Genomic DNA, 20,256 nt, shown 5'->3' on the forward strand with positions numbered 1-20,256 from the left:
CACTTACAAATCACTAAAAAAACTTTACAATTCAAAGGATGACTAAATATACAATTTCTATTTAAAGTCTTGATACAGTCTATACTATCAACCGCAATATTTTTTCAACCTTAAGAATACTTACACTCTTTAACACTTTCCTTATAAACATGATTTTTATAAGGAAATCTGATACAATTCTTAAATAATATTATTATGTATAGATATAACGAACATAGTGCATAATTAAAGAAGGTGATTTCATTGAAATTAAATAAAAATTTACAATTATGTATATTAATCGGAACATTAATATGCTATTCAATCTATTTTATGTTTTTCTATCTGTTCCCTACTCATTTTTCAAATTCAGATGTACGCTTCGCTTCACTTGTCGTTGAAGCCATTACATTTGTATCACTGATTTACTCTATATATTCTAAAAAAGTCAGTTCAAATCCGTTTTGGATATGTATTACAATAGCAATTGGTAGTTTTTTATTAGGGAAAATAGTATATACATATCAAGATAGCTTCTTCGAAATTCCAATACATCGTTTTACGGTTTCTGATGTATTTTACATGTTTTTTCTATTTTTCTGTCTTATCGCTTTCTGCTATAAAATCTTAAAGGAATGCAATAAATGGGAAAAAGCGTTCTTTATTTGTGATATATGCATAGTGCTTACTTCCATATTTACATTAGAATGGTATTTATTTAATCAACCAAATTTAAATATATTCGCTCTTTCACTAGGAGATGTTTTCCTTTCATTTTTATACCCAATTGCAGATTTATTATTTCTACTGCTAGGTGTTAGTCTCTTTTTCCGTCCAACAATTTTTAATTCCAAACGGAAAATTTATATCTTTATTTTTGTATTAATAAGTTCTGCAACTTTTAACTATATTTATTTTTACTTAAATAACCACTTATCAACTGAAACGATAATATTATTACGTCTTTTATATAGAATACCTATATTACTTATTGCAATAGCTGGCTCTATTTCAGAAGATCATAATAGCCATAAAAATTATTTCCTTGTAAACCCTATAATAGGAAAAAAAGCTTTAGTTGTATTTCCCTATCTTGCTGTTGCAATACTAATCGGGTTTACATTAAAAGAACAAACATCATCTTCAACTCTCATTACAGGAAATTGTATTACTTTTATTTTCGTACTCATTCGTCATTCTATCGTACGTATGCAAAACAATTCCTTAACAAAACGTTTGCAGGCATTTAATGCCCAACTAGAAGAAAAAGTTACTTTACGGACTTCTGATTTAGTTCATAAATCAGAGGCTCTTTCTCAAAAACAACAAAAATTCAAATCATTATATGAATATCATCCTGACCCTATTTTCACCATTGATTTAAATGGAATATTCTTAAATGTAAATAAGGCTGGGAGTGTACTACTTGGAGCACCAACAGATGAGTTACTCGGTGAAACTTGTTTTTCGATTATTTTAGATGAAGATAAGCATAAGCTAGCATTGGCGTTAGAGAAAGTGAAACAACAAGAATCGGCATCCTTACAACTTAGTTCTCAATATAAAGATGGCTTTACTTATTTTTTATACGTTACAATCATTCCTATTATAATAGACGGACAAATTTCAGGAAGCTATATTATGGTGAAAGATATTACTGCACTAAAAAAACAGCAAGAAGAAATAAAATATTTAGCATTCCATGACACTGTAACGAAAATTGGTAACCGTGCCTTTTTCCATAAGAAATTAAAGAGAGTTATAAAAAATGCTGAAATAACAGAAAGCGAGTTTGCATTATTATATTTAGATTTAGATCGCTTTAAAGCAATTAACGATACACTTGGACATTCATCAGGAGACTACATATTAGAAGAAGTAGCAAAGCGCTTCCAATCATGTCTTCCATCACATACTCATCTTTCAAGAATCGGTGGCGATGAATTTACAATCATAATTGAAAACTATACTGACGAAGATTACTTATTCCAATTATGTAACCAATTATTTAAATGCATGAAAAAGTCATTTATCATACATGAGCATAAATTAACTTTATCACTGAGTATCGGCATCGCTATTTATCCACATTCCGGAATCGATACCGCTACACTTCTGAAAAACGCTAATGTTGCAATGTATGATGCAAAAGCAAAAGAACTTAACTCTGTATCTATTTATGACGATGTAATCGCTAAAAAAATTGAAAGACGATTGCGATTAGAAAAAGATTTACCAAACGCACTACAAAATGAAGAATTGTTCCTTTTGTATCAACCTCAAGTTGATAGTGAATCTAATAAAATTATCGGTGCAGAAGCTTTAATTAGGTGGAATCATCCTGAATTAGGTATTATTTCTCCATACGAGTTTATTCCGATTGCAGAAGAAACACTACAAATTATTTCAATAGGTAAATGGACATTAGAGCAGGCTTGTAAACAAATGAAACGTTGGCACGTACTCGGATATTCACATTTAAAAATAGGTGTAAATTTATCTGCTAAGGAATTTGAACAAGAGGATTTTGTAAAATCTATTTCTTCTACTTTAACAAATACAGGTTTACCAGCAAGCTCTCTTGATCTTGAATTAACAGAGCGAATTGCAATGATGGATGAGCGAGAAACATTGATAAAACTGCGTACACTAAAAAGTTTAGGGATTCACATTTCTATCGACGATTTTGGTACAGGTTATTCTTCGCTAGCCTACTTACCTTTGTATCCAATTGATACGTTAAAAATCCCGAGAGAATTTATTACAATGTCTGAAACATGTGATGATGGAATGGAAATTATTAAAACGATCATCACATTAGCAAATACATTAGGAATGTCTGTCATTGCTGAAGGTGTAGAAACGAAAGAGCACGTAAATTTCCTTCAAAAAAATAAATGTCAGTTTATTCAAGGTTATTATTACAGTAAACCTATTCATATTCATGCATTTACTGAGCTATTAGAAAACGGCATTCACCCATAGTACATAACTAATTAGAACAAATATAGCAAAAAGGAAAGAAGATACCTTCTTTCCTTTTGTTTTTCTATTTACATTTCTATTACTTCACCACTTCATTTATTATATCTATTATTTGATGAATTCCCTCATCATTTGTTTTCTTATATCCATTCATGTTTTGAATATATTTCTCCTTATTTGTATACAACTTATTTACTGCATGTATAAATGTATTCGTACTTACTCTGTCTTGGAGTATAACTTCCGCATATCCTTGCCGTGAAAAATATTCAGCATTTAAAACTTGATCTCCCCTACTGGAACTGTTAGTTAACGGGATAAGCAACATCGGTTTCTTCAAAAATAACAATTCAGAAATAGCAGTAGAACCCGCTCTAGAAACTACAACACTTGCCATATTTAGTATATGCGGCAACTCGTCGCCTATATATTCAAATTGCATATATCCCTCCATGCCAATAGATGGGTCTACCTTCCCTTTACCACATATATGAATAATATTAAAGTTTAATAGTATTGTATCTAAACATTCCCTTACCATATCATTTATCCACTTAGCACCTTGACTCCCACCCATAATTAATAATACTGGTTTATCTTGCTGAAATTCACAATATCTTCTTCCTCGTAATACGTTACCCTTCTCAATTTCTTCCCTTACAATTGGTCCTACATAAACCTTCTTCTCATTACTTACATTTTCTCCTGTCTGAGGAAATGTTGTGCATAGCTTTGTAGCAAAAGGTAATGCTATTTTATTGGCAAGCCCTAATGTGCTATCTGGTTCACGTATAATTATAGGCACACGATTTAACCATGCTCCTATAGCTACAGGAACTGAAACAAATCCTCCTGCTGAAAAGATAACGTCAGGCTTTGTTTTCTTAATTAAATTATAACTTTGTAAACAACCGCGTATAATTTTAAAAGGATCTTTAAAATTCTCCCAATCCCAATATCTCCTAAGCTTTCCCGTTGAAACACTATTGTATTTTACATTTTGCACTAATGATTTTTCAATTCCATTTTTGGATCCAATATACTCGACTCTCCAGCCTTTCTCTATAAATTTAGGAATTAATACAATATTAATCATAACGTGTCCGGCTGTACCGCCCCCAGTAAAAAGAATCGTTTTGCTCATAACTTATACCCACCTTTATTATTAAAAATCTAGCTTTCTCTTTACCTTTTAAATGTAAATAAACTTATTATTTTTTTATATAAATCTTTAACTCCACCTCTATATCTTGTAAAAGATCGTTAATGAGTTCATAAAAATCATTTCCATACTCACTACACTCGTATTGAGCAAAGATTTGAATCACATATCTAGTTTCCGTCTCTAATGCTGACTTTATTCGATTAACCCTTTTTTCTTCTACATACGCTTGATATTTATGTATTGCCTCATAAATAAGCAATACATGCGCTTCTTCATCTCTCCAGTCCAGCGTATCAACAATTGAAAGAAATAGCGTATTTTGATTATCTATTACTTCATAACCATTCATATATTTCTTACACCCTTTTTTGTTTTTCATTGCACGCAGATGTCACTACACTTCGCATACTCAAGTACATCTTTTAATGATTGATGAAATTCAATTTCTGGGATCCAACCTAAATTTTTTATTTCCTCTGTTGCTAAACTCTCATTTGAGTCGCTCCCACTTTTCTCTGTTTCCTCTATAAAAAAATTTAGCTGTGTTAATTCTTTATATTGTTCTAGTACATCTAATAAAGATCGTTTTACTCCTGATCCGATATTATATTGTTTTCCATTTATTCCATCTCGTAATAACACATGATACGCTTTGACCGCATCACGTACATCTAGAAAATCTCTACTATCTTTCAAACTGTTTACTTCGATAATAGCCTTACTTCTACCTGATTCTATATCTATTATTTTCTTTGCGAGAATCGAACAAATACCATTCGATACCCCTGGACCAATTAAGTTTGAGGGCTTTGCAATGATAATATTTGAATCCATTAATCCTCCCCAAGCCTCTGCAATAATGACTTGCATCGTTTTACTTAAACTATATGGATTTGAAATTTTCATTTCGTTCATACTATCTGCTTGCAAAGCAGATCCTATAACTAATGTTCTACAATGCGAGGCTTCTTGCTTAATTGCTTCTAATAAATATAACGTTCCTATTACATTAATCTCTATATACTCAAGAGCAGCTGTCCAAGATTCTATAACCGAATTCCTTCCCGCTAAATGCAATACGTAGTCTGGCTTTATTTGTTTCATTACCTTCATTACTTCGCTCTTATTAGTTAAATTACACGTAATACCATTTCTAATTTTTTCTCTATGTGCACGATTTTGAAACATAGGAATTACATGAAAGCCCTGCTCTAAAAAATAGTGGCAAGCATGGCGGCCTGTGAAACCATTTGCACCAGTTATTAAAAGGCTCGCATTTTTTTTCATCGCAAAAACCCTCCTTTTAATAGCATTTGTTTCACCTCATGTTTTGCAAGTAAATCTTGTTGAGAACTAAAATTCTTCCCATCCACTAGCGGATAGCTAGAATAATATTCTTGAAGTCCTTCGATAGGAATCGTCGGTAGTACCACAAAATAATTTTGATCAAAACTTATACTTGTTTTACTCTCTACCTCAGATAGAAGCATTTCACTTAATTTTTCACCCGGTCTTATCCCTACCTCTTTCACCTTAATATTTTCTTTTTTTGAATCTTCAATTAATATTTCCGCTAAATCTGTTATTTTACATGCCGGCATTTTCATAACAAAGATTTCCCCGCCTCTACCTTGAGATACGGCTTTAAATAACAATCCAACAGCATCTTCAACTGTTAAGAAAAATCTAGTCATATTCGCATCGGTAATCCCTACTTCTGAAGATCTTTTAATTTGTTGTTTAAAAAGCGGTACTACACTTCCACTCGTTCCTAAAACATTTCCACCACGAACACAAATGAATTTTGTTTTCTTCGTTTGTATATTCGCATGAACCATTAATTTTTCACCAATTGCTTTTGTCATCCCATACGTATTTGATGGATCAGCTGCTTTATCCGTTGAAACATATATAACTTTTTCAACTTGCATCTGTGTAGAGGCTTCAATTACATTTTGCGTACCATGTATGTTAGTTTTTATAGCTTCATAAGGATAATACTCACATACTGGAACGTGTTTTAAAGCTGCAAGATGGAATACATAATGTACACCTTGGCATGCATAGACTAGTTGATCTTTATCACGAATATCTCCAATAATAAATTTTAGCCTATCATCATTTATAAACTGTTGCTGCATTTCAAACTGAACCGTTTCATTTCTTGAAAAAACTCTAATTTCTTTCGGTGATTTTTCTAATAGTTGTTTTATAAGTTCATGCCCCCACGAACCTGTACCACCAGTAATTAAAATTATTTTATTTAACATTCCTTTTCCTCCTACGAAACATCTCAATTTAAATAATATTTATTGAATTATTTTCAATTGATTCAAATCATAATCGTCGTTTGTTACATTTAATTGACAAAATAAAAAAACAGAAACTATTAAACTTAGTTTCTGTTTTTCATTTCACCTCACAACAGTAAGATTTTCCATACTGTTTGCATGATAAATAAATTCCTTGTAAAAAAACACCGCTCATTTATTTCTTATACTCGTAATAAAATAAATAGAATGATTCATAGCCAATAATCATGTTTAAATTTATGAAAAAGGGAGGTAACGGAATGGACCGAAACAATTCATATCATACATATAACGGACCTTCCAAAGCACTGCCTCTCTCCCTATTCGATGTAAAAAATGAATTGAAACAAAAAAGCAAACTTATTCCTTCTGATACCATGTATAAATTAACGAAAGAAGAGCAACTCATCATCAACAAAATAAAAATACAAACAGAACAGCTAAATAAAAATAATGTTACAAGAACACGCGCATACTACCAATTTTACATTCAATATCCAGAAATACATTGGGCACTGCTTGGACATATGGTATCACGTAACGGCGGTTGGAATATGACTGATTTAAAGGGGGATTTATATACGAGAATTTTATCAGAGAAAGATCAATTCATATTTTTTTCTTTTTTAGAAAAAGGGAATTGGCTTATTTTCCAAGATGTATACCCTCAATTTTTACTTTACGAACAAAGTGTAAAGAGATCACAAAAGTTATTTCACCTTCTCCCTCACCTAAATGTTTCTACATTTATGGAAACGATGTGGCACCATTTTTGGAAAACAGGTAACAAAAAAACTTTAGCGATTGCCACTATTATTAATGAACAAAACTACTTAGAAAAAAGAGTGATTCAAAATGTACAATTTAAAAAGACTGTACTAAATAGTATTGGATTTAAACTCTTTGATTTCTTTCAGTTTAATCATATTCTTTTCCCATTCTACGAAAATGATAAGAAACAAAAAGTATTACTATTTGGTGATACAATGAAACATTTCACTTCCTTACATGAACGGATATTAATTGGAAAAAGATTGTACTCATTATTATTTCGAGATACACATGTTTTATCTCAAATAATAAGCTGGGCTCAACACCATCCACATACAGGATCAAGGAAAGATTACTGGCCCCATTTATTTTCAAGTGTAAATGAATCTTTTTCCCGTGAGTTTTATAAGCGCCGAATAAAGAAATGCCAGTTACGAAATGGCGCTTATCGCATATACAGCCCTGCACTCATCTATGCATGGCGAGATATGAAGCATGAAGAAGTTGACAGTGAAGATTGGTTTACCGATTGGCAAGTTGTAAATTACTTAGTTGATAAGGAGGAAAATATAAATGGACAAATTACAGAAGACTACTGCAAAACACTCGAAAAAATTGAACTCGCCATTCTCGCAAAGAAAAATGTCCTCCTCCGAGAAGAAGAATGAGTTTCTAGCATTAGTAGTTACAATCTTTCTCTCTTCTATTATTGGAACTTGCTTAGATGCCTTTTTTGTTCATAAACAAATATATTCCTTTCCGGCTAGGCCCTTCTCATCCACATTTTCGGTTAATATAGCTTTTACATTGTTCGTACTGCCGATTTTAACAGTTATCTTTATACACATTTCAAAAAAATTATCTAACGTTTCTAGAATTTTATTTATTATTTCAATCGGTATTTGTGCTAGCCTTTTTGAACAGATTGCTGAAAGTTTAGGTTTATTTGTACATAACGCGAATTGGAACCATACATATTCTTTATTTGGTTATATGATTTTTCATTCTTTTATTTGGAACGTATATAATTGGATAAAAAAATAAAGAGACCATTATAGGTCCCTTCTTAAGCATACTCTTCCGTTATTGCTAATGGTGCCAATGTTTGAAGGCTTTTAGAGCGTAAACGATAGGCAACGACTTTCTTCTTATATTGCTTAATGACATCAACATGTTCTTCATAGCTATATAGCGAAAATCTAATCTCTTTATTCCCTTTCTTCGTATCAATGACTATGGGTGTCCCTTCTCCGTGCGGCGGGAAATAATGTTTATCTAAAAACAAAGCCTCATTAAATTCATGAATAACTTGTAGTTTCATTTCTCCCTCTATATTTTTTCCATCTATCGATATAGAAGTATTTTCCGCCTCAAGCTTTTGATGCAATTCAAATTTACTAATAATTGATTCCACAACAGAAGTGGGCATGCTAGAAACTAATACTTTAATAGCTCCAAAAACAAATAATGTAACTATAAACCATGTTGTCATTGTTATCATCTCCATTACATTTAAAAAATAAATTTCGTTCCATACGGTATTAGTATACTAATGAGTATTCCAGTTACAATCATCGTTACCGAACCGATTGTCGCCTCTTTCTCGCCTTCCTTCACGAGACGGCTCACACCGATAATATGTGATGCACAGCCCATTCCAACTCCTTTTCCAATCGTACTTGTTATACTGAAAAACTTAAGTACTGTTGGTCCGATAATAGCGCCTGTTATTCCTGCAACAACTACAAAACTAGAAGTCATAGATGGAATACCACCAATTTGATCCGCTAATGATAGGGCAATAGGCATCGTTGCTAACTGTGGTAAAGTAGTTAATATAAGTTCCTTATCTATATTTAAAATTCCGCCAATCACTACATTCATACTCGTTACAGCCACTATACCTATCACTACTCCAATAAGTATCGATAAAAAATTTTTCATAAGTATCTTTCGCTCTTTAAATAGAGGTATGGCTAATGCTACAATTGCAGGGCTCAATAAGCTTGAAAGAATGTCTCCTCCATTTTCCCTATACTCATGATGAGAAATACCAAAAATGAAAAATAAACAAATCATAATTGCCGTAACTGTTAACACCGGTAACGTAAATGCAAACGTAAATTTTTTATATAGCTTTGTCGCCAAGAAATAAATTGCTACAGTAATAATAATTAAGACCATTTGAATCGTGCACCTTGTCGATTTTATTTTTTTGTTGTTATTAATAATTGACTTATATACCCTGAAACAATCAAAGTTACTACAGTACTTGCAACTACTAAAAGGAATATAATACTCTCCTTACTGAAAAGAAAAGACCCGTATTCCATGAGCCCTGTTGTCGAAGGGATTAAAAATAACGGTAAAAATACGATTAACTTTTCCGCACCTAACTCAAACCATTTTAACGGTAAAACGCGAGTGGAAAGGAGCAGGAACAGTATTAACATCCCTATTAAACTTCCTGGCATTGATAGATGGAATACTCCTTGAATCCACGTACCCACTAGGCTAAATACATATAGCACGCCTACTTGAAGTAAAAGCGTCACGTACTTCATTTCTTTCCCTCATTTCACTATCACACATCCATATTATGAAATCTCATTTAGCGTGTCGGCAAACCGTTTAATTCCAAGTTGAATTTGTTCTATATTCGCTCTACCAAACGTAAATCGTATATATTCATTTTTCGAACCTAAAACACTGCCCGGAACAAATGCGACACCATTCTGTATAGATTCACCTAATAAGTGATATTCATCAAACTTTCCTTTCACTTTACACCATACATGTATTCCACCCTCTGGCACGAAACATTCAACTCGGTCTCCCAATGTTCCTTCAAGCTCTGCAATTAATACATCTCTTCTTTGCTTCAATTGTCCACGAAGTATCGTAATATGTTTATGGAAATCCTTTGATTCTAAAAATTGATTTGCTACCCACTGCGTAAATACACTATGGCCAAAATCAACTTGTTGCTTTGCATCTGCTAAACGCTCAATTACACGTGTAGGACCAATTATCCATCCAATACGTAATCCTGATGCAACAATTTTTGATAATGAACTTATATAAAGAACATTTCCATTTTGGTCCATTGATTTTAATGTCGGGTTCACTTCTCCATTAAAAGAGATTAAACTATACGGATCATCTTCTACAATTGGTATACCGAACTCAGAAGACAGTTCTAAAATTTTTTTACGTCTCGCTAATGAAAGCACAGTCCCCGTCGGATTCTGATAATCTGGATTCAAAAACACCATACGAATGCGATGCTTTTTGTGCAAATCGATTAAGTCATCTGGATTCATTCCATGCTCATCAACAGGTAAATGAAATATGTTTAAACCGGCCGATTTAAACATTGGAAGCGAAAAACAATACGAAGGATCTTCAATCGCGATCGCATCACCAGGTTTTAATAAACATTGAACGATAAGATTAAGCGCCTGTTGTGCTCCTGACGTAATAAGAATAGAGCTTGAATCTGCTTCAATTTGTTTATATTGCTGAACATGTGCTGCAATTGTTTTTCTCAACATCTCATTTCCAAGTGGATGATCATAACCGAGGTTTTCCATAAATGTTTTCTCCGACAAAATTGTTCGAAATCTATCACTTGGAATTAATTCTGGTGACAGTTCACCGCTTGCTAAATTAATTAAATCATCTTTTTGTGTTTCCGTTCGAATTTGTTGAACGAGTGGTACGTTAGGTAAGAACGATCCATCCTCCACGTACCTACCCCAGTTCGGTATTCGTTTATGTGAGACACCCCATATGTCTGTATTGACCCGTGTTCCGCTTCCCTTTTGCCGTTCTACTACTCCAAGTGATTTTAATTCTTCATACGCAGCTACTATTGTACTCCGGTTCACCTGTAATTCCTTTGCTAACATACGCTCAGAAGGTAACTTACTATCAGAAGGAAATTCACCTGAAGAAATGCCTCTTTCAATATAATCCGCAATTTGTTTATATACAGGTGTCTTATCTGCACGATTTGGTTTCCATTCCATCTAGTTTCCTCCTTTCAAAACGAACTATCCTCATTTTTTACTAACAGTATTCACCGTAAAAATAGTATTAATTAGTCACATTTTCTTATCCGTAAATGGATATATCCAAAATGGTTCTCTTTCTGATTACTCAATAGCTTCTGAAATTCCAACTTCATACTCTCATTTCAGTTCTTTTACAAACTATTAAATCATTACCGCGTACCATGTTACCCCGGCCAGTAGAACAAAAAGAAGAAGAATATAGATTGCAGATAAGTTTTTCACATTTCTTTTTGTAGACTTACCGTAATTCTCCTCCACGTTTCTTGCAACTAGTACAGTCCCAAATAGCGATACAATTACAATAATAACGACTAGTGAAATTGCAAAACTCATTGTCTTTTCACCTCTCTAAGACCCATCTATTTTAATTAAAGAACTTACATAAAAACCTTCCTCTTTAAAACGTCGATAACATACTACCTTTCTTCTCTTATCATAATAGATGTTTGCAAAAAGCGGACCAACCACTTTCATGTTTTTTTGCTCATCCACTTAAAAAATAAAAAGCAACTGATCACTTAGGACCAGTTGCTTTTTTCACACGATAATTTTTCATTTAAAATTAATTCGATTTAAAAGTTTCGCCTTTTCATAATGAAACATCGACTGAGATAACTCAAAAATTGTTCCATTTACAAGATACACTGTATTTTCAATAAGAAGCGCCGGATCACCTTCATTTAATTCTAAAAGCTGTGCATTTTCTTTATTTACTTTTTCACAACTAATAACTTTATCAGCAAAACCAATATTTAATCGTAAATCTTCAATGAAATAACTGTATACAGAGCTTAATGCTATTTCTTCGTTCAAATATGGAATAATATCCTTTTTGAAATAACTTACTTCAATAGAGAATGGTTTAGCATCTACAATTCTTAAGCGCTTCAAAAAATACAACCTAGTTCCAGCTTCGCATTGCATCCGCTTTGCTATCTCTTCGTCCGCATCTATTACTTCCAGCTCTAACACTTTCGTTTCAATATTTTGTGAAACAAGATTTTTCGTTAATCCACGTAAACTTCCTAAATTAATGTAATCTGTTACAGAAGTTTCGCGTAAAAACATGCCACTACCTTGCACTTGAAAAATATAACCTCTATTCACAAGCTGACTAATTACTTTCCGTATCGTATTACGGCTTACTTCAAATCGATTCATCAACGCTTCTTCTGTAGGTAGTTTTTTCGTTTCATTAAAAAGCCCATCTCGAATGTTTTGCTCTAACACATCTGCAATTTGTTTATACTTTGCACTCATACACTTTCTCCTAAAATACGCTTTTATCTGTTATAACTCTTCCCCTCTCGTTTCGATCACACGTTTATACCAATGAAACGAAAGTTTCTTCTTACGTTTTAAGTTATCATTATGATCGACAAAAATAAAGCCATATTGCTTTTTATATCCATTTAACCAACTTAAAAGATCAATCACTGACCATGCATAATAACCTTTTAAGTTAATTCCCTCTTCAATTGCACGCTTCATTACTTTTAAATGCGCTTCAATAAATTTAATTCTCGGAACATCTACAATTTCTCCGTCAATAATTGGATCTTCATCACCAAGTCCATTTTCCGTTACATACATCTTTATGTCACCGTAACGCGCTTTCAACATATGCAATCCCTCTAAGAAACCTTCGGGAGATATTTCCCATCCCCATTTTGTATATGTTTTATCATCCATTTTAACTGTTCGATAAAAACCATCAAAAGAAGGGTTACCTGGAGCAAGCGTTGAGTTTTCTCGAGAATGTTCCTCACTCTTTATATCCATATCGTATCTTTCTACTCGTATTGGTTGATAATAATTCAAGCCAATAAAATCATTTTCTTCTGCATTTTGTTTAATGATTTCTAATTCTTCAACCGTCCAATTAGGAGTCCATCCTTTTTCCTTTAATTGTTGTACAACATAAGACGGATACTCGCCTTTTAAAATTGGATCATAATACCAATACGTTTCATATTCATTCGCATGATTTGCTGCTTGTATATTTTCTTTTTGATCATCCACACTATAAGCTGGTAAGAAAACATGTGTAATCCCAATCTCACCATATTGTTTCAGCTGCTTGTACACCGCAACTGTTTTCGCGTGTGCATAAAATACATAATGAGTCGCTTGAAAATACTTTGGAACATCATTTTGTATTCCTGGTGGATGTGCACCTTTTAAATAACCTAATCCACAAAACATTACGGTCTCATTAAAAGTAATCCAATGCTTAACTCTGTCACCAAATGCCTTAAAACAAGTTTCTGCATATTTTACGAAAGCCTCTGCTGTTCTTTTATTCGTCCATCCACCATCTTTTTCTAACGGTAATGGTAAATCCCAATGATATAAAGTGACAAACGGCACAATCCCGTATTTTAAACATTCATCAATTAAGTTGTTATAAAATTCAATCCCTTTTTCATTTACCTTTCCATCTCCAGTCGGCAATATTCTCGCCCAAGAAATAGAAAAACGATACGATTCTAATCCCATCTCAGCCATTAAGCGAACATCTTCCTTATATCGATGATAATGATCAACAGCTATATCACCATTTGTTCCATTGTATGTTTTGCCAGGAATTTTTGAAAACTCGTCCCAATTCGTAACACCTTTTCCATCTTCATTCCATGCACCTTCTACTTGATAAGAAGCTGAAGCAGCTCCGAATAAAAAATCATGTGGAAACTTCATAGTATATACCTCCATTTCATTACAACAAATCAAATTCAATCATACATATAAAATTTATAGGTACAAATTTTATATGTATGATTATATCTTATGTTTTTATTTTTTTCTATTATAAAAGTACAATTTATATTGTTGGTTATTGGAAAAGAAATAAGAAGCGATATATTTTATCGCTTCTCACTCTCATCATCTTTATTCTTTTATTAATGACTTATTCGCTCTTATAACTTCTTGATACAATAATGGTGACCACTTTTCATTTATGTAGTCTTGAATTACCCAGCCTACTCTCGCAGGATTCTTTTGTTTTATATGGTTTGCAATTTCAGGATTTATATAAGAGGCATAGTAATATGGACTATTCCATGCTGTACCACCAGAAGACAAGCTTGTAAAATTTATATATAGATGATTTAAATCCTCGCTATTGTTCATCGTTTCATTCATTGTATCTTTAATAGATTTTACTTTCTCATCATAACTCACTTTATATTTATCTTGTACTGTTACATTTACATTTTGATTTACAGTTGTGGTAAACGTCTCATTATCTGGCCAATAAAAATTATTATATCCTCCAGATTCATTACTACCACTATATCTTTTTAGTAGTACAATTTTCCCACGAGCATCTCCAAGTTTTATATTTCCTTCTGTTTTTAAAAAGATAGGATCAACAAAATAATTTTTTTCAAACGTACTACTAAATGAATCTTCTGCCCCTTTCATATCCTCATACTCTTTTTTTAAAGACATAATAATCGTTTCACTCGGGTTATCTCTTAAAAATTGTTTCGCTTCGTTTATGAATTCATGCAGTGTTACATAAAGATATAATGGCCCATGATGAAGAACTATCGTATTATCATCTGTTAAACGTCCTCTTATATCAAAAATGCGAGCTCCATGGTCCATTTGATAGCGAAAATCATATTCTTGCGTCATTCCCCATACTTGCTTAATCGGATTTTGCAACTTGAACGTCCCACTATCGTGTGTTCCTGGAATTGAAATTCGTGCTAACGGGATATTATCAGGTATAGGTTGCATCCATTTCGACCAATTTTCAAGCTCATTAACAGAGCTAGCTGCAACTACTCTCTTATCATGTAAAGCAAATACAAATGTGATAAATATTGTACTACATATGAATAATTTCAAAATTAACTTCTTATTGCTCATTATTATCCCTCTCTTTTTCTGTTTTTATATCAAACTTATTGAATATAATATAAGCTAGTTCAGAAAAAATAAATAACATTTCATCAATATGAAATATTGCATAGAAGTAAAGTTAAAAAATCATTCACATATACTAAATTAGAAAAATTTAAAGGAACTTCATCTGAAGTTCCTTTTACTTATTTTATGTTCAATACGTATGAACCATCTTTATTCTCATATTTATAGACGTATAAATAATATTTACCTGGCTTTGCATTATAAGTTCCTTTAACTACATTGCCTTCATTTTCACCATATGCTACATAGTTATTTAAATCTGATTCATGATGAAGTACCCATGTCATTCCGATATTTTGTTCATTTAGTAGAGAAATATTAATATTTTCCGGCGAGTCAATTTGGAAAGTAAATACATCTACTCTATCACTATTATGTAGCGTTCCTTTCACCGGTGTATGAAAGTTAACTTTATTTGCCTGTCTAGGCTCATTATTTGGTTCATTTTCTGTTACTTGTAATTCATTCCCACCGTTTGGTTTTCTTTGTTCATAGCCTAAGTTTACTAGTATAGACTTCAAATCTGGTAAAACACCAATTTTATCTGCATATGGATCTTTAGATTTTGTTCCTGTGCTCTGGTTGCTTAATATTGCTCTTAGTTCACTAGGTCTATATGGTTGTCCTAAATTTTCTTTAGCAATGCTTTGTACTAAAGTCGCTGCCCCAGCAATAATTGGCGAAGCACTAGATGTTCCGCTAAAGCTTGAAGTATAAAGATTTACAGCACTTCTACTTTGTTCAGCTGTAGTTGTATCTACATTTTCTCCCCATCCGTACACATCAATACGGCTTCCATAATTCGAAAACCACATACGTTCATGAGGGAAAGATGAAGAGCCAGCGCCTACCATAATTGCACCCGAATCTTTAAAATCTTTACTATTACGATTTAAGACTTGCTTACCTTTTCTATCTTTGAACTGGTCTAAATCATTCCACCCATTTGCTCCAGCCTCTATAATTACAATCCCTTTATCTGTACCAGCACGAATTGCATCAAAAATATCTGGTTGTACTTCAACAGGTAAATATTTATCACCATATCCATCAAAGGATGCTTGCGCCTCTAATAATAAAACATCCCCAGCTTCTAACTGATTTACAGCGCTTAATATTGCATCAGCCGTATTATACTGTCCGTTATCTCTTATTTGAGAGATAACCTTTGCTTTCGCTTTTGGCGCAATCCCAATATTCCCGACTTCATTGTCCTCAGAGGATACAATTCCTAGTACAGACGTCCCATGACCGACATGCTGATCTATATTTCTTCCAGACATTAATTCAATATTTTGATGTAATAAATCCTCATGATTTAATAGCCATCCGTATTCCATATCAACAAAAGTAATACCATTTCCATTACCGCCTTGAATTCCCCAGGCGAAAGGCGCATTAATACCGTATGGGGCTGCTTCAAGATAACCTTGTTTTTTAAATCTAGGATTGTTATTAGGATTAAGAGCTACACTTGATGATTGCACTTCAGGTGGCATTATTTTCTCTTGTTTCTTCATATACGCATCTTCTATTAAAGAAGATGCCTTTAACTTATCTACTATTTCTTCTTCATACCCACTATTTTGATTTTGAAGAATATAGTAGTTTAATAGACTTGTAGATACATGATTAGGTGCTTTCACTTCAAGGTTTTGTATTTGTTCCGGGCTTACAGATGTGAATAAACGAGTAAATGTTACATCTGGATATTCTGTCAAAAGATCTTTTATTACTTTATCATTCGTTTGAGATTGTATTTGTTTTTCAATACCATCTTCATATGGCAAATCCAAATCCGCTTTAAATTTTACAATGATTTGCTTATCTGTTTCTTGTTCTATCCCTAATTTACTCTGCTGTTCTATAGAATCAGCATATACACTATTGATAGTGCCTCCTGTTCCTAAAAGTGTTGTAATGATTACAGTTGACGCACACATTTTTTGAAATATTTTCATTACATCAATCCTCCTATTAATAATTATTAATCATTATATTAATCTATAATGATTAATTCTATAACGTATTCCCTTTCTACTAAATAGATTATAGTAATCAGAAATATGAACTTCAATGTATTTTCATATGCAATATTTCATATTCTGACTCTACACTAAACGAATATGAAACTTATAGTGATTATTTATTTTATATGTGCTAATATACTTACATTAATATATTACGCATATACACATTTCAAACTACATTACTTAATCGTTTCACCTTAATTTTTTCTTAGGAGGATTTACAATGAAATTACTAAAACTAAAACATATAATTCCTTTATCTGCGGCCGCAATTACATTCGTATGTAGTCAAAGTACAGCTGAAGCTTCTACCATTCATACAGTAAAAAAGAACGATACACTTTGGGGCATTAGTAAACAATACGGAGTTTCAATACAATCCATTAAACAGGCTAATAATAAAGGAAACGATAAAACCTTTATTGGCGAACAGTTACATATTCCAGGGTCCGTGAAATCAAATGAAATCACTGTTCCTCAAAATTCCAAGCCTGCGAACATTTCTGAACAAATTATTTATCAAGTACAACCGGGAGATTCATTAGAAACGATAGCAAAGCGTTACAATGTCACTGTCCAATCTATAAAACAAATGAACAATACAGTCGGAAACAAGCTTTATACAGGACAACATTTAAAAATCAACTCAAGTATTTCAAAAAAAGAAAAAGACTTAATGGCACGCTTAGTTACCGCTGAAGCAGGTGGCGAATCCTATAAAGGAAAAGTAGCAGTAGCCAAAGTTATACTAAATCGTGTAAATGCAAAAGGTTTTCCAAATACAATAACAGGCGTTATTTATGAACCTATTAAATACGGATATGCATTTACTCCTGTTACAGATGGAAGAATTAATCAACCTGCAAGTGCAGAAGCAAAAATGGCTGTAGAAGAGGCTATCTCCACAAATGGAGTAGATTCAGACTGGATTTATTTCTACAATCCAAAAACATCAACGGACAAGTGGATTACGACACGTCAAACAGTAGCAGTAATTGGTAATCATGTGTTTGCTAAATAAGATTTAAAATCATTAACAGACCTCTTCACTTAAAAGGTCTGTTTTTTTCTATGTAAGATGTTATTAATCATATGACATAGTTATTTTTTAAACTGTTTCTTCTTTCAAATAAAAATTTTTGTATTTACTCCACCACTCGTAGAAATTAATAAAGCATCAAGTTCAAAAACTCCCACTTTATTAATAAAAGCTATTTCTTAACTTCATAAAATTGTTATACACTAGAAAAATAAAAAACAAACTATTCGTTAGCAGGTGGAAGAATATGTATGATGTTACGATTATCGGCGCTGGAGTAAGTAGCATTTTTATGGCTTATTCACTAGCTAAAGGTAACAAAAAAGTTTTAATTCTTGATAAAGGTAAAGCGCTAGAAGATCGCCATTGTCCTTTAGACGAAGGAAAAGTGTGTAATTGTACTACATGTGATAAATATTTTGGGTTTGGTGGTTTAGGCAAATCTGAAGGGAAATTTAATTATACAAACGGATTTGGCGGAGAACTTGAGAAAAAAGTCGGTAAAGAGGGTTTTATACAACTCATGGCTGAAGTAGATGAAATTCTATGTCAGTTTGGTGGAAGTTCGGTTTCAAAATATTCTACTGAAAATTCAAGTCTCACTAAGAGAGCTGAAGCGTGTGGTTTACAAATGCTAACAACAGAAGTAAGACATCTTGGTACTACACTTTCCAGTAACATTTTTCAGCAGCTCTATGAATTTTTACTGACGAAAATAAAGATCCAATTTCATATAGATGTACAACATATTCTGAAACAGGAAGATCATTTTACAATAGATACAAATCAAGGAACAGTTCAAACTACGCAACTAGTATTTGCAACTGGGCGCTCTGGGGCCGATTGGTTAAAAGAAATGTGCAGTTCCCTAAATATTTCTCAGGAGCAAACACGTGTAGATTTAGGAATTAGAGTAGAAATGAAAGAACATCAATTACGTTCTATATTAAAAGATACTTTTGAAACAAAACTTTCTTATCAAGGTGAGCATTTCACAGCAACTACTTACTGTATGAATCCAAAAGGACGCATCATTCGAAAGTACGAAGAAGGTTTAGTTATGCCTGACGGTCAAAATTTTCGAGAGCAAGGAACTGGCACTTCTAATTTAAATTTCACTTTATTTATTCCTAGCTATTTTCCAACTCTCAAAGAAGCAAATGTATACGCAAGTTCAATTATTAAAGGCATTAACCAAGGACGAGATCGGATTGTTATACAGCGCTTAGAGGACTTACTAAAGAAACAACCTACGGTGGAAAACATCATGGAACATAGCCGTATACAGCCTACACTACAGGGGGATTATGGAGATTTGAATCAAGAAATTCCTCAATTATATATTGAAGGGCTCAAAGAATTTTTATTACGTTTAGAACAATTTATACAAGAACCTATTGATCAACATACTTTACTATATGGAATTGATGGAAAGTTCTATGCTCCTACGATAAAAATTAATAATCATTTTGAAACTAGTATACATGGGCTATTTTTAATTGGAGATTGTTCAGGCGTTACGCATTCATTATCTCAAGCAGCTGCAAGTGGTCTGTATGTTGGAAAGTACTTATCTGACATTTAATTTCTATCATTAAAATGTCAGTCAAATATTTTCAATTTCAAAACACTTTACTTACATATAGTAAAATTATATTAATAAAACCCCTATCCTTCCCTGCTAATAATTAACCGACAAAAAATCGGGATTTTACAAAATACATATGTAATATAACTGTATATTTAAAACGATTGACATTCAATTCTAATAAATTGAATGTCAACAGTTTTAAAAGTCTCTATCCATTTTCACTTTTATTTGTTCGATATTTTGTAACATCATCATAGTGTTTAATATGGTAGGATGTCTATAAGTCAATTTCACTACAACTATGACTTGTTCTGCCCGTTTCTCAAAAAGAGTTATATTTATGCTACTACGCTTTAAAAATCCCCA

At 32.6% G+C, this 20,256-nt stretch carries 18 protein-coding genes; 5 read left to right on the forward strand and 13 right to left on the reverse strand.

Translation table 11 applies throughout. From position 1 onward, the window contains the following. Nucleotides 1-243: 243 nt before the first annotated feature. Entirely contained in the window at nucleotides 244-2,964 is a 2,721-nt protein-coding gene (locus ACTL4X_RS19005) for a sensor domain-containing protein (protein WP_000773558.1), read from the forward strand. A 79-nt stretch (nucleotides 2,965-3,043) separates the two neighbouring features. Here the strand turns inward: ACTL4X_RS19005 and ACTL4X_RS19010 are convergent, their stop codons facing one another. The 4 genes from ACTL4X_RS19010 to ACTL4X_RS19025 form a co-directional block, all read right to left on the reverse strand. Beyond that, the gene (locus ACTL4X_RS19010; RefSeq protein WP_000047562.1) at nucleotides 3,044-4,108 is read right to left on the reverse strand and encodes an undecaprenyldiphospho-muramoylpentapeptide beta-N-acetylglucosaminyltransferase; all 1,065 of its coding nucleotides are present in this window, start codon (nucleotides 4,106-4,108) and stop codon (nucleotides 3,044-3,046) included. 67 nt (nucleotides 4,109-4,175) lie between these two features. Continuing rightward, complete coding sequence (locus ACTL4X_RS19015) at nucleotides 4,176-4,478, reverse strand: DUF6572 domain-containing protein (protein WP_441395071.1); 303 nt, start codon at nucleotides 4,476-4,478, stop codon at nucleotides 4,176-4,178. A 26-nt stretch (nucleotides 4,479-4,504) separates the two neighbouring features. Next, nucleotides 4,505-5,416: an NAD-dependent epimerase/dehydratase family protein gene (locus tag ACTL4X_RS19020; RefSeq protein ID WP_000739078.1), complete on the reverse strand. Its 912-nt coding sequence runs from the start codon at nucleotides 5,414-5,416 to the stop codon at nucleotides 4,505-4,507. Then, nucleotides 5,413-6,399, reverse strand: coding sequence for a UDP-N-acetylglucosamine 4,6-dehydratase family protein (locus ACTL4X_RS19025; RefSeq protein ID WP_086401001.1), 987 nt, complete (start codon nucleotides 6,397-6,399; stop codon nucleotides 5,413-5,415). Before ACTL4X_RS19025 ends, ACTL4X_RS19020 begins: the two co-directional genes overlap by 4 nt. Before the next feature lie 302 nt (nucleotides 6,400-6,701). On the opposite strand from ACTL4X_RS19025, the gene ACTL4X_RS19030 reads away from it, so the two are divergent. Both ACTL4X_RS19030 and ACTL4X_RS19035 read left to right on the forward strand, forming a co-directional pair. Continuing rightward, nucleotides 6,702-7,880 (forward strand): DUF2515 domain-containing protein, encoded by a 1,179-nt coding sequence (locus tag ACTL4X_RS19030; RefSeq protein ID WP_000375773.1) that lies wholly within the window; start codon nucleotides 6,702-6,704, stop codon nucleotides 7,878-7,880. Further along, nucleotides 7,855-8,256: a CBO0543 family protein gene (locus tag ACTL4X_RS19035; protein WP_033666325.1), complete on the forward strand. Its 402-nt coding sequence runs from the start codon at nucleotides 7,855-7,857 to the stop codon at nucleotides 8,254-8,256. The genes ACTL4X_RS19030 and ACTL4X_RS19035 overlap by 26 nt, the downstream gene beginning before the upstream one ends. A 22-nt stretch (nucleotides 8,257-8,278) precedes the next feature. On the opposite strand, the gene ACTL4X_RS19040 is transcribed toward ACTL4X_RS19035, so the two are convergent. The 9 genes from ACTL4X_RS19040 to ACTL4X_RS19080 all read right to left on the reverse strand — a co-directional run bounded on the left by ACTL4X_RS19040 (nucleotide 8,279) and on the right by ACTL4X_RS19080 (nucleotide 17,191). Continuing rightward, complete coding sequence (locus tag ACTL4X_RS19040; RefSeq protein ID WP_000214634.1) at nucleotides 8,279-8,704, reverse strand: YfmQ family protein; 426 nt, start codon at nucleotides 8,702-8,704, stop codon at nucleotides 8,279-8,281. 20 nt (nucleotides 8,705-8,724) lie between these two features. Further along, nucleotides 8,725-9,396, reverse strand: coding sequence for an LrgB family protein (locus ACTL4X_RS19045; protein ID WP_000242939.1), 672 nt, complete (start codon nucleotides 9,394-9,396; stop codon nucleotides 8,725-8,727). A gap of 23 nt (nucleotides 9,397-9,419) precedes the next feature. Further along, nucleotides 9,420-9,776, reverse strand: coding sequence for a CidA/LrgA family holin-like protein (locus ACTL4X_RS19050; protein WP_000878488.1), 357 nt, complete (start codon nucleotides 9,774-9,776; stop codon nucleotides 9,420-9,422). A gap of 33 nt (nucleotides 9,777-9,809) precedes the next feature. After that, on the reverse strand, nucleotides 9,810-11,243 hold the full coding sequence (gene pdxR, locus ACTL4X_RS19055) for a MocR-like pyridoxine biosynthesis transcription factor PdxR (protein ID WP_000454965.1): 1,434 nt from the start codon (nucleotides 11,241-11,243) through the stop codon (nucleotides 9,810-9,812). A 186-nt stretch (nucleotides 11,244-11,429) separates the two neighbouring features. Beyond that, nucleotides 11,430-11,621, reverse strand: coding sequence for a hypothetical protein (locus ACTL4X_RS19060; RefSeq protein WP_000006458.1), 192 nt, complete (start codon nucleotides 11,619-11,621; stop codon nucleotides 11,430-11,432). A 219-nt stretch (nucleotides 11,622-11,840) separates the two neighbouring features. Continuing rightward, the gene (locus ACTL4X_RS19065) at nucleotides 11,841-12,548 is read right to left on the reverse strand and encodes a GntR family transcriptional regulator (RefSeq protein ID WP_001274912.1); all 708 of its coding nucleotides are present in this window, start codon (nucleotides 12,546-12,548) and stop codon (nucleotides 11,841-11,843) included. 30 nt (nucleotides 12,549-12,578) lie between these two features. Continuing rightward, nucleotides 12,579-13,988 carry a glycoside hydrolase family 1 protein gene (locus tag ACTL4X_RS19070; RefSeq protein ID WP_000671620.1) on the reverse strand — a complete coding sequence of 470 codons (1,410 nt, stop codon included), beginning with the start codon at nucleotides 13,986-13,988 and terminating at the stop codon, nucleotides 12,579-12,581. Between the two features lie 192 nt (nucleotides 13,989-14,180). Continuing rightward, nucleotides 14,181-15,170, reverse strand: coding sequence for a phosphatidylinositol diacylglycerol-lyase (gene plcA / locus ACTL4X_RS19075; RefSeq protein ID WP_000066298.1), 990 nt, complete (start codon nucleotides 15,168-15,170; stop codon nucleotides 14,181-14,183). 179 nt (nucleotides 15,171-15,349) lie between these two features. After that, a complete protein-coding gene (locus tag ACTL4X_RS19080; protein WP_000689198.1) occupies nucleotides 15,350-17,191 on the reverse strand; it encodes a S8 family peptidase in 1,842 nt (613 codons plus the stop codon). A gap of 292 nt (nucleotides 17,192-17,483) precedes the next feature. Here ACTL4X_RS19080 and ACTL4X_RS19085 point away from each other — a divergent pair, with 292 nt between their 5' ends. Next, on the forward strand, nucleotides 17,484-18,281 hold the full coding sequence (locus ACTL4X_RS19085; RefSeq protein ID WP_098214146.1) for a cell wall hydrolase: 798 nt from the start codon (nucleotides 17,484-17,486) through the stop codon (nucleotides 18,279-18,281). A gap of 265 nt (nucleotides 18,282-18,546) precedes the next feature. Then, a complete protein-coding gene (locus ACTL4X_RS19090) occupies nucleotides 18,547-19,884 on the forward strand; it encodes an NAD(P)/FAD-dependent oxidoreductase (protein WP_441394941.1) in 1,338 nt (445 codons plus the stop codon). The last annotated feature ends 372 nt before the right edge of the window (nucleotides 19,885-20,256 follow it).

Source organism: Bacillus sp. RE35 (genome assembly GCF_052146655.1).
Taxonomy (GTDB): domain Bacteria; phylum Bacillota; class Bacilli; order Bacillales; family Bacillaceae_G; genus Bacillus_A; species Bacillus_A cereus.

What these genes read in the sequence shown, in the direction of transcription:
- ACTL4X_RS19010 (WP_000047562.1), bottom strand. Translation starts at nt 4,108, where the DNA reads ATGAGCAAAACGATTCTTTTTACTGGGGGCGGTACAGCCGGACACGTT.
- ACTL4X_RS19015 (WP_441395071.1), bottom strand. Translation starts at nt 4,478, where the DNA reads ATGAATGGTTATGAAGTAATAGATAATCAAAATACGCTATTTCTTTCA.
- ACTL4X_RS19020 (WP_000739078.1), bottom strand. Translation starts at nt 5,416, where the DNA reads ATGAAAAAAAATGCGAGCCTTTTAATAACTGGTGCAAATGGTTTCACA.
- ACTL4X_RS19025 (WP_086401001.1), bottom strand. Translation starts at nt 6,399, where the DNA reads ATGTTAAATAAAATAATTTTAATTACTGGTGGTACAGGTTCGTGGGGG.
- ACTL4X_RS19030 (WP_000375773.1), top strand. Translation starts at nt 6,702, where the DNA reads ATGGACCGAAACAATTCATATCATACATATAACGGACCTTCCAAAGCA.
- ACTL4X_RS19035 (WP_033666325.1), top strand. Translation starts at nt 7,855, where the DNA reads ATGTCCTCCTCCGAGAAGAAGAATGAGTTTCTAGCATTAGTAGTTACA.
- ACTL4X_RS19040 (WP_000214634.1), bottom strand. Translation starts at nt 8,704, where the DNA reads ATGACAACATGGTTTATAGTTACATTATTTGTTTTTGGAGCTATTAAA.
- ACTL4X_RS19045 (WP_000242939.1), bottom strand. Translation starts at nt 9,396, where the DNA reads ATGGTCTTAATTATTATTACTGTAGCAATTTATTTCTTGGCGACAAAG.
- ACTL4X_RS19050 (WP_000878488.1), bottom strand. Translation starts at nt 9,776, where the DNA reads ATGAAGTACGTGACGCTTTTACTTCAAGTAGGCGTGCTATATGTATTT.
- pdxR (WP_000454965.1), bottom strand. Translation starts at nt 11,243, where the DNA reads ATGGAATGGAAACCAAATCGTGCAGATAAGACACCTGTATATAAACAA.
- ACTL4X_RS19060 (WP_000006458.1), bottom strand. Translation starts at nt 11,621, where the DNA reads ATGAGTTTTGCAATTTCACTAGTCGTTATTATTGTAATTGTATCGCTA.
- ACTL4X_RS19065 (WP_001274912.1), bottom strand. Translation starts at nt 12,548, where the DNA reads ATGAGTGCAAAGTATAAACAAATTGCAGATGTGTTAGAGCAAAACATT.
- ACTL4X_RS19070 (WP_000671620.1), bottom strand. Translation starts at nt 13,988, where the DNA reads ATGAAGTTTCCACATGATTTTTTATTCGGAGCTGCTTCAGCTTCTTAT.
- plcA (WP_000066298.1), bottom strand. Translation starts at nt 15,170, where the DNA reads ATGAGCAATAAGAAGTTAATTTTGAAATTATTCATATGTAGTACAATA.
- ACTL4X_RS19080 (WP_000689198.1), bottom strand. Translation starts at nt 17,191, where the DNA reads ATGAAAATATTTCAAAAAATGTGTGCGTCAACTGTAATCATTACAACA.
- ACTL4X_RS19085 (WP_098214146.1), top strand. Translation starts at nt 17,484, where the DNA reads ATGAAATTACTAAAACTAAAACATATAATTCCTTTATCTGCGGCCGCA.
- ACTL4X_RS19090 (WP_441394941.1), top strand. Translation starts at nt 18,547, where the DNA reads ATGTATGATGTTACGATTATCGGCGCTGGAGTAAGTAGCATTTTTATG.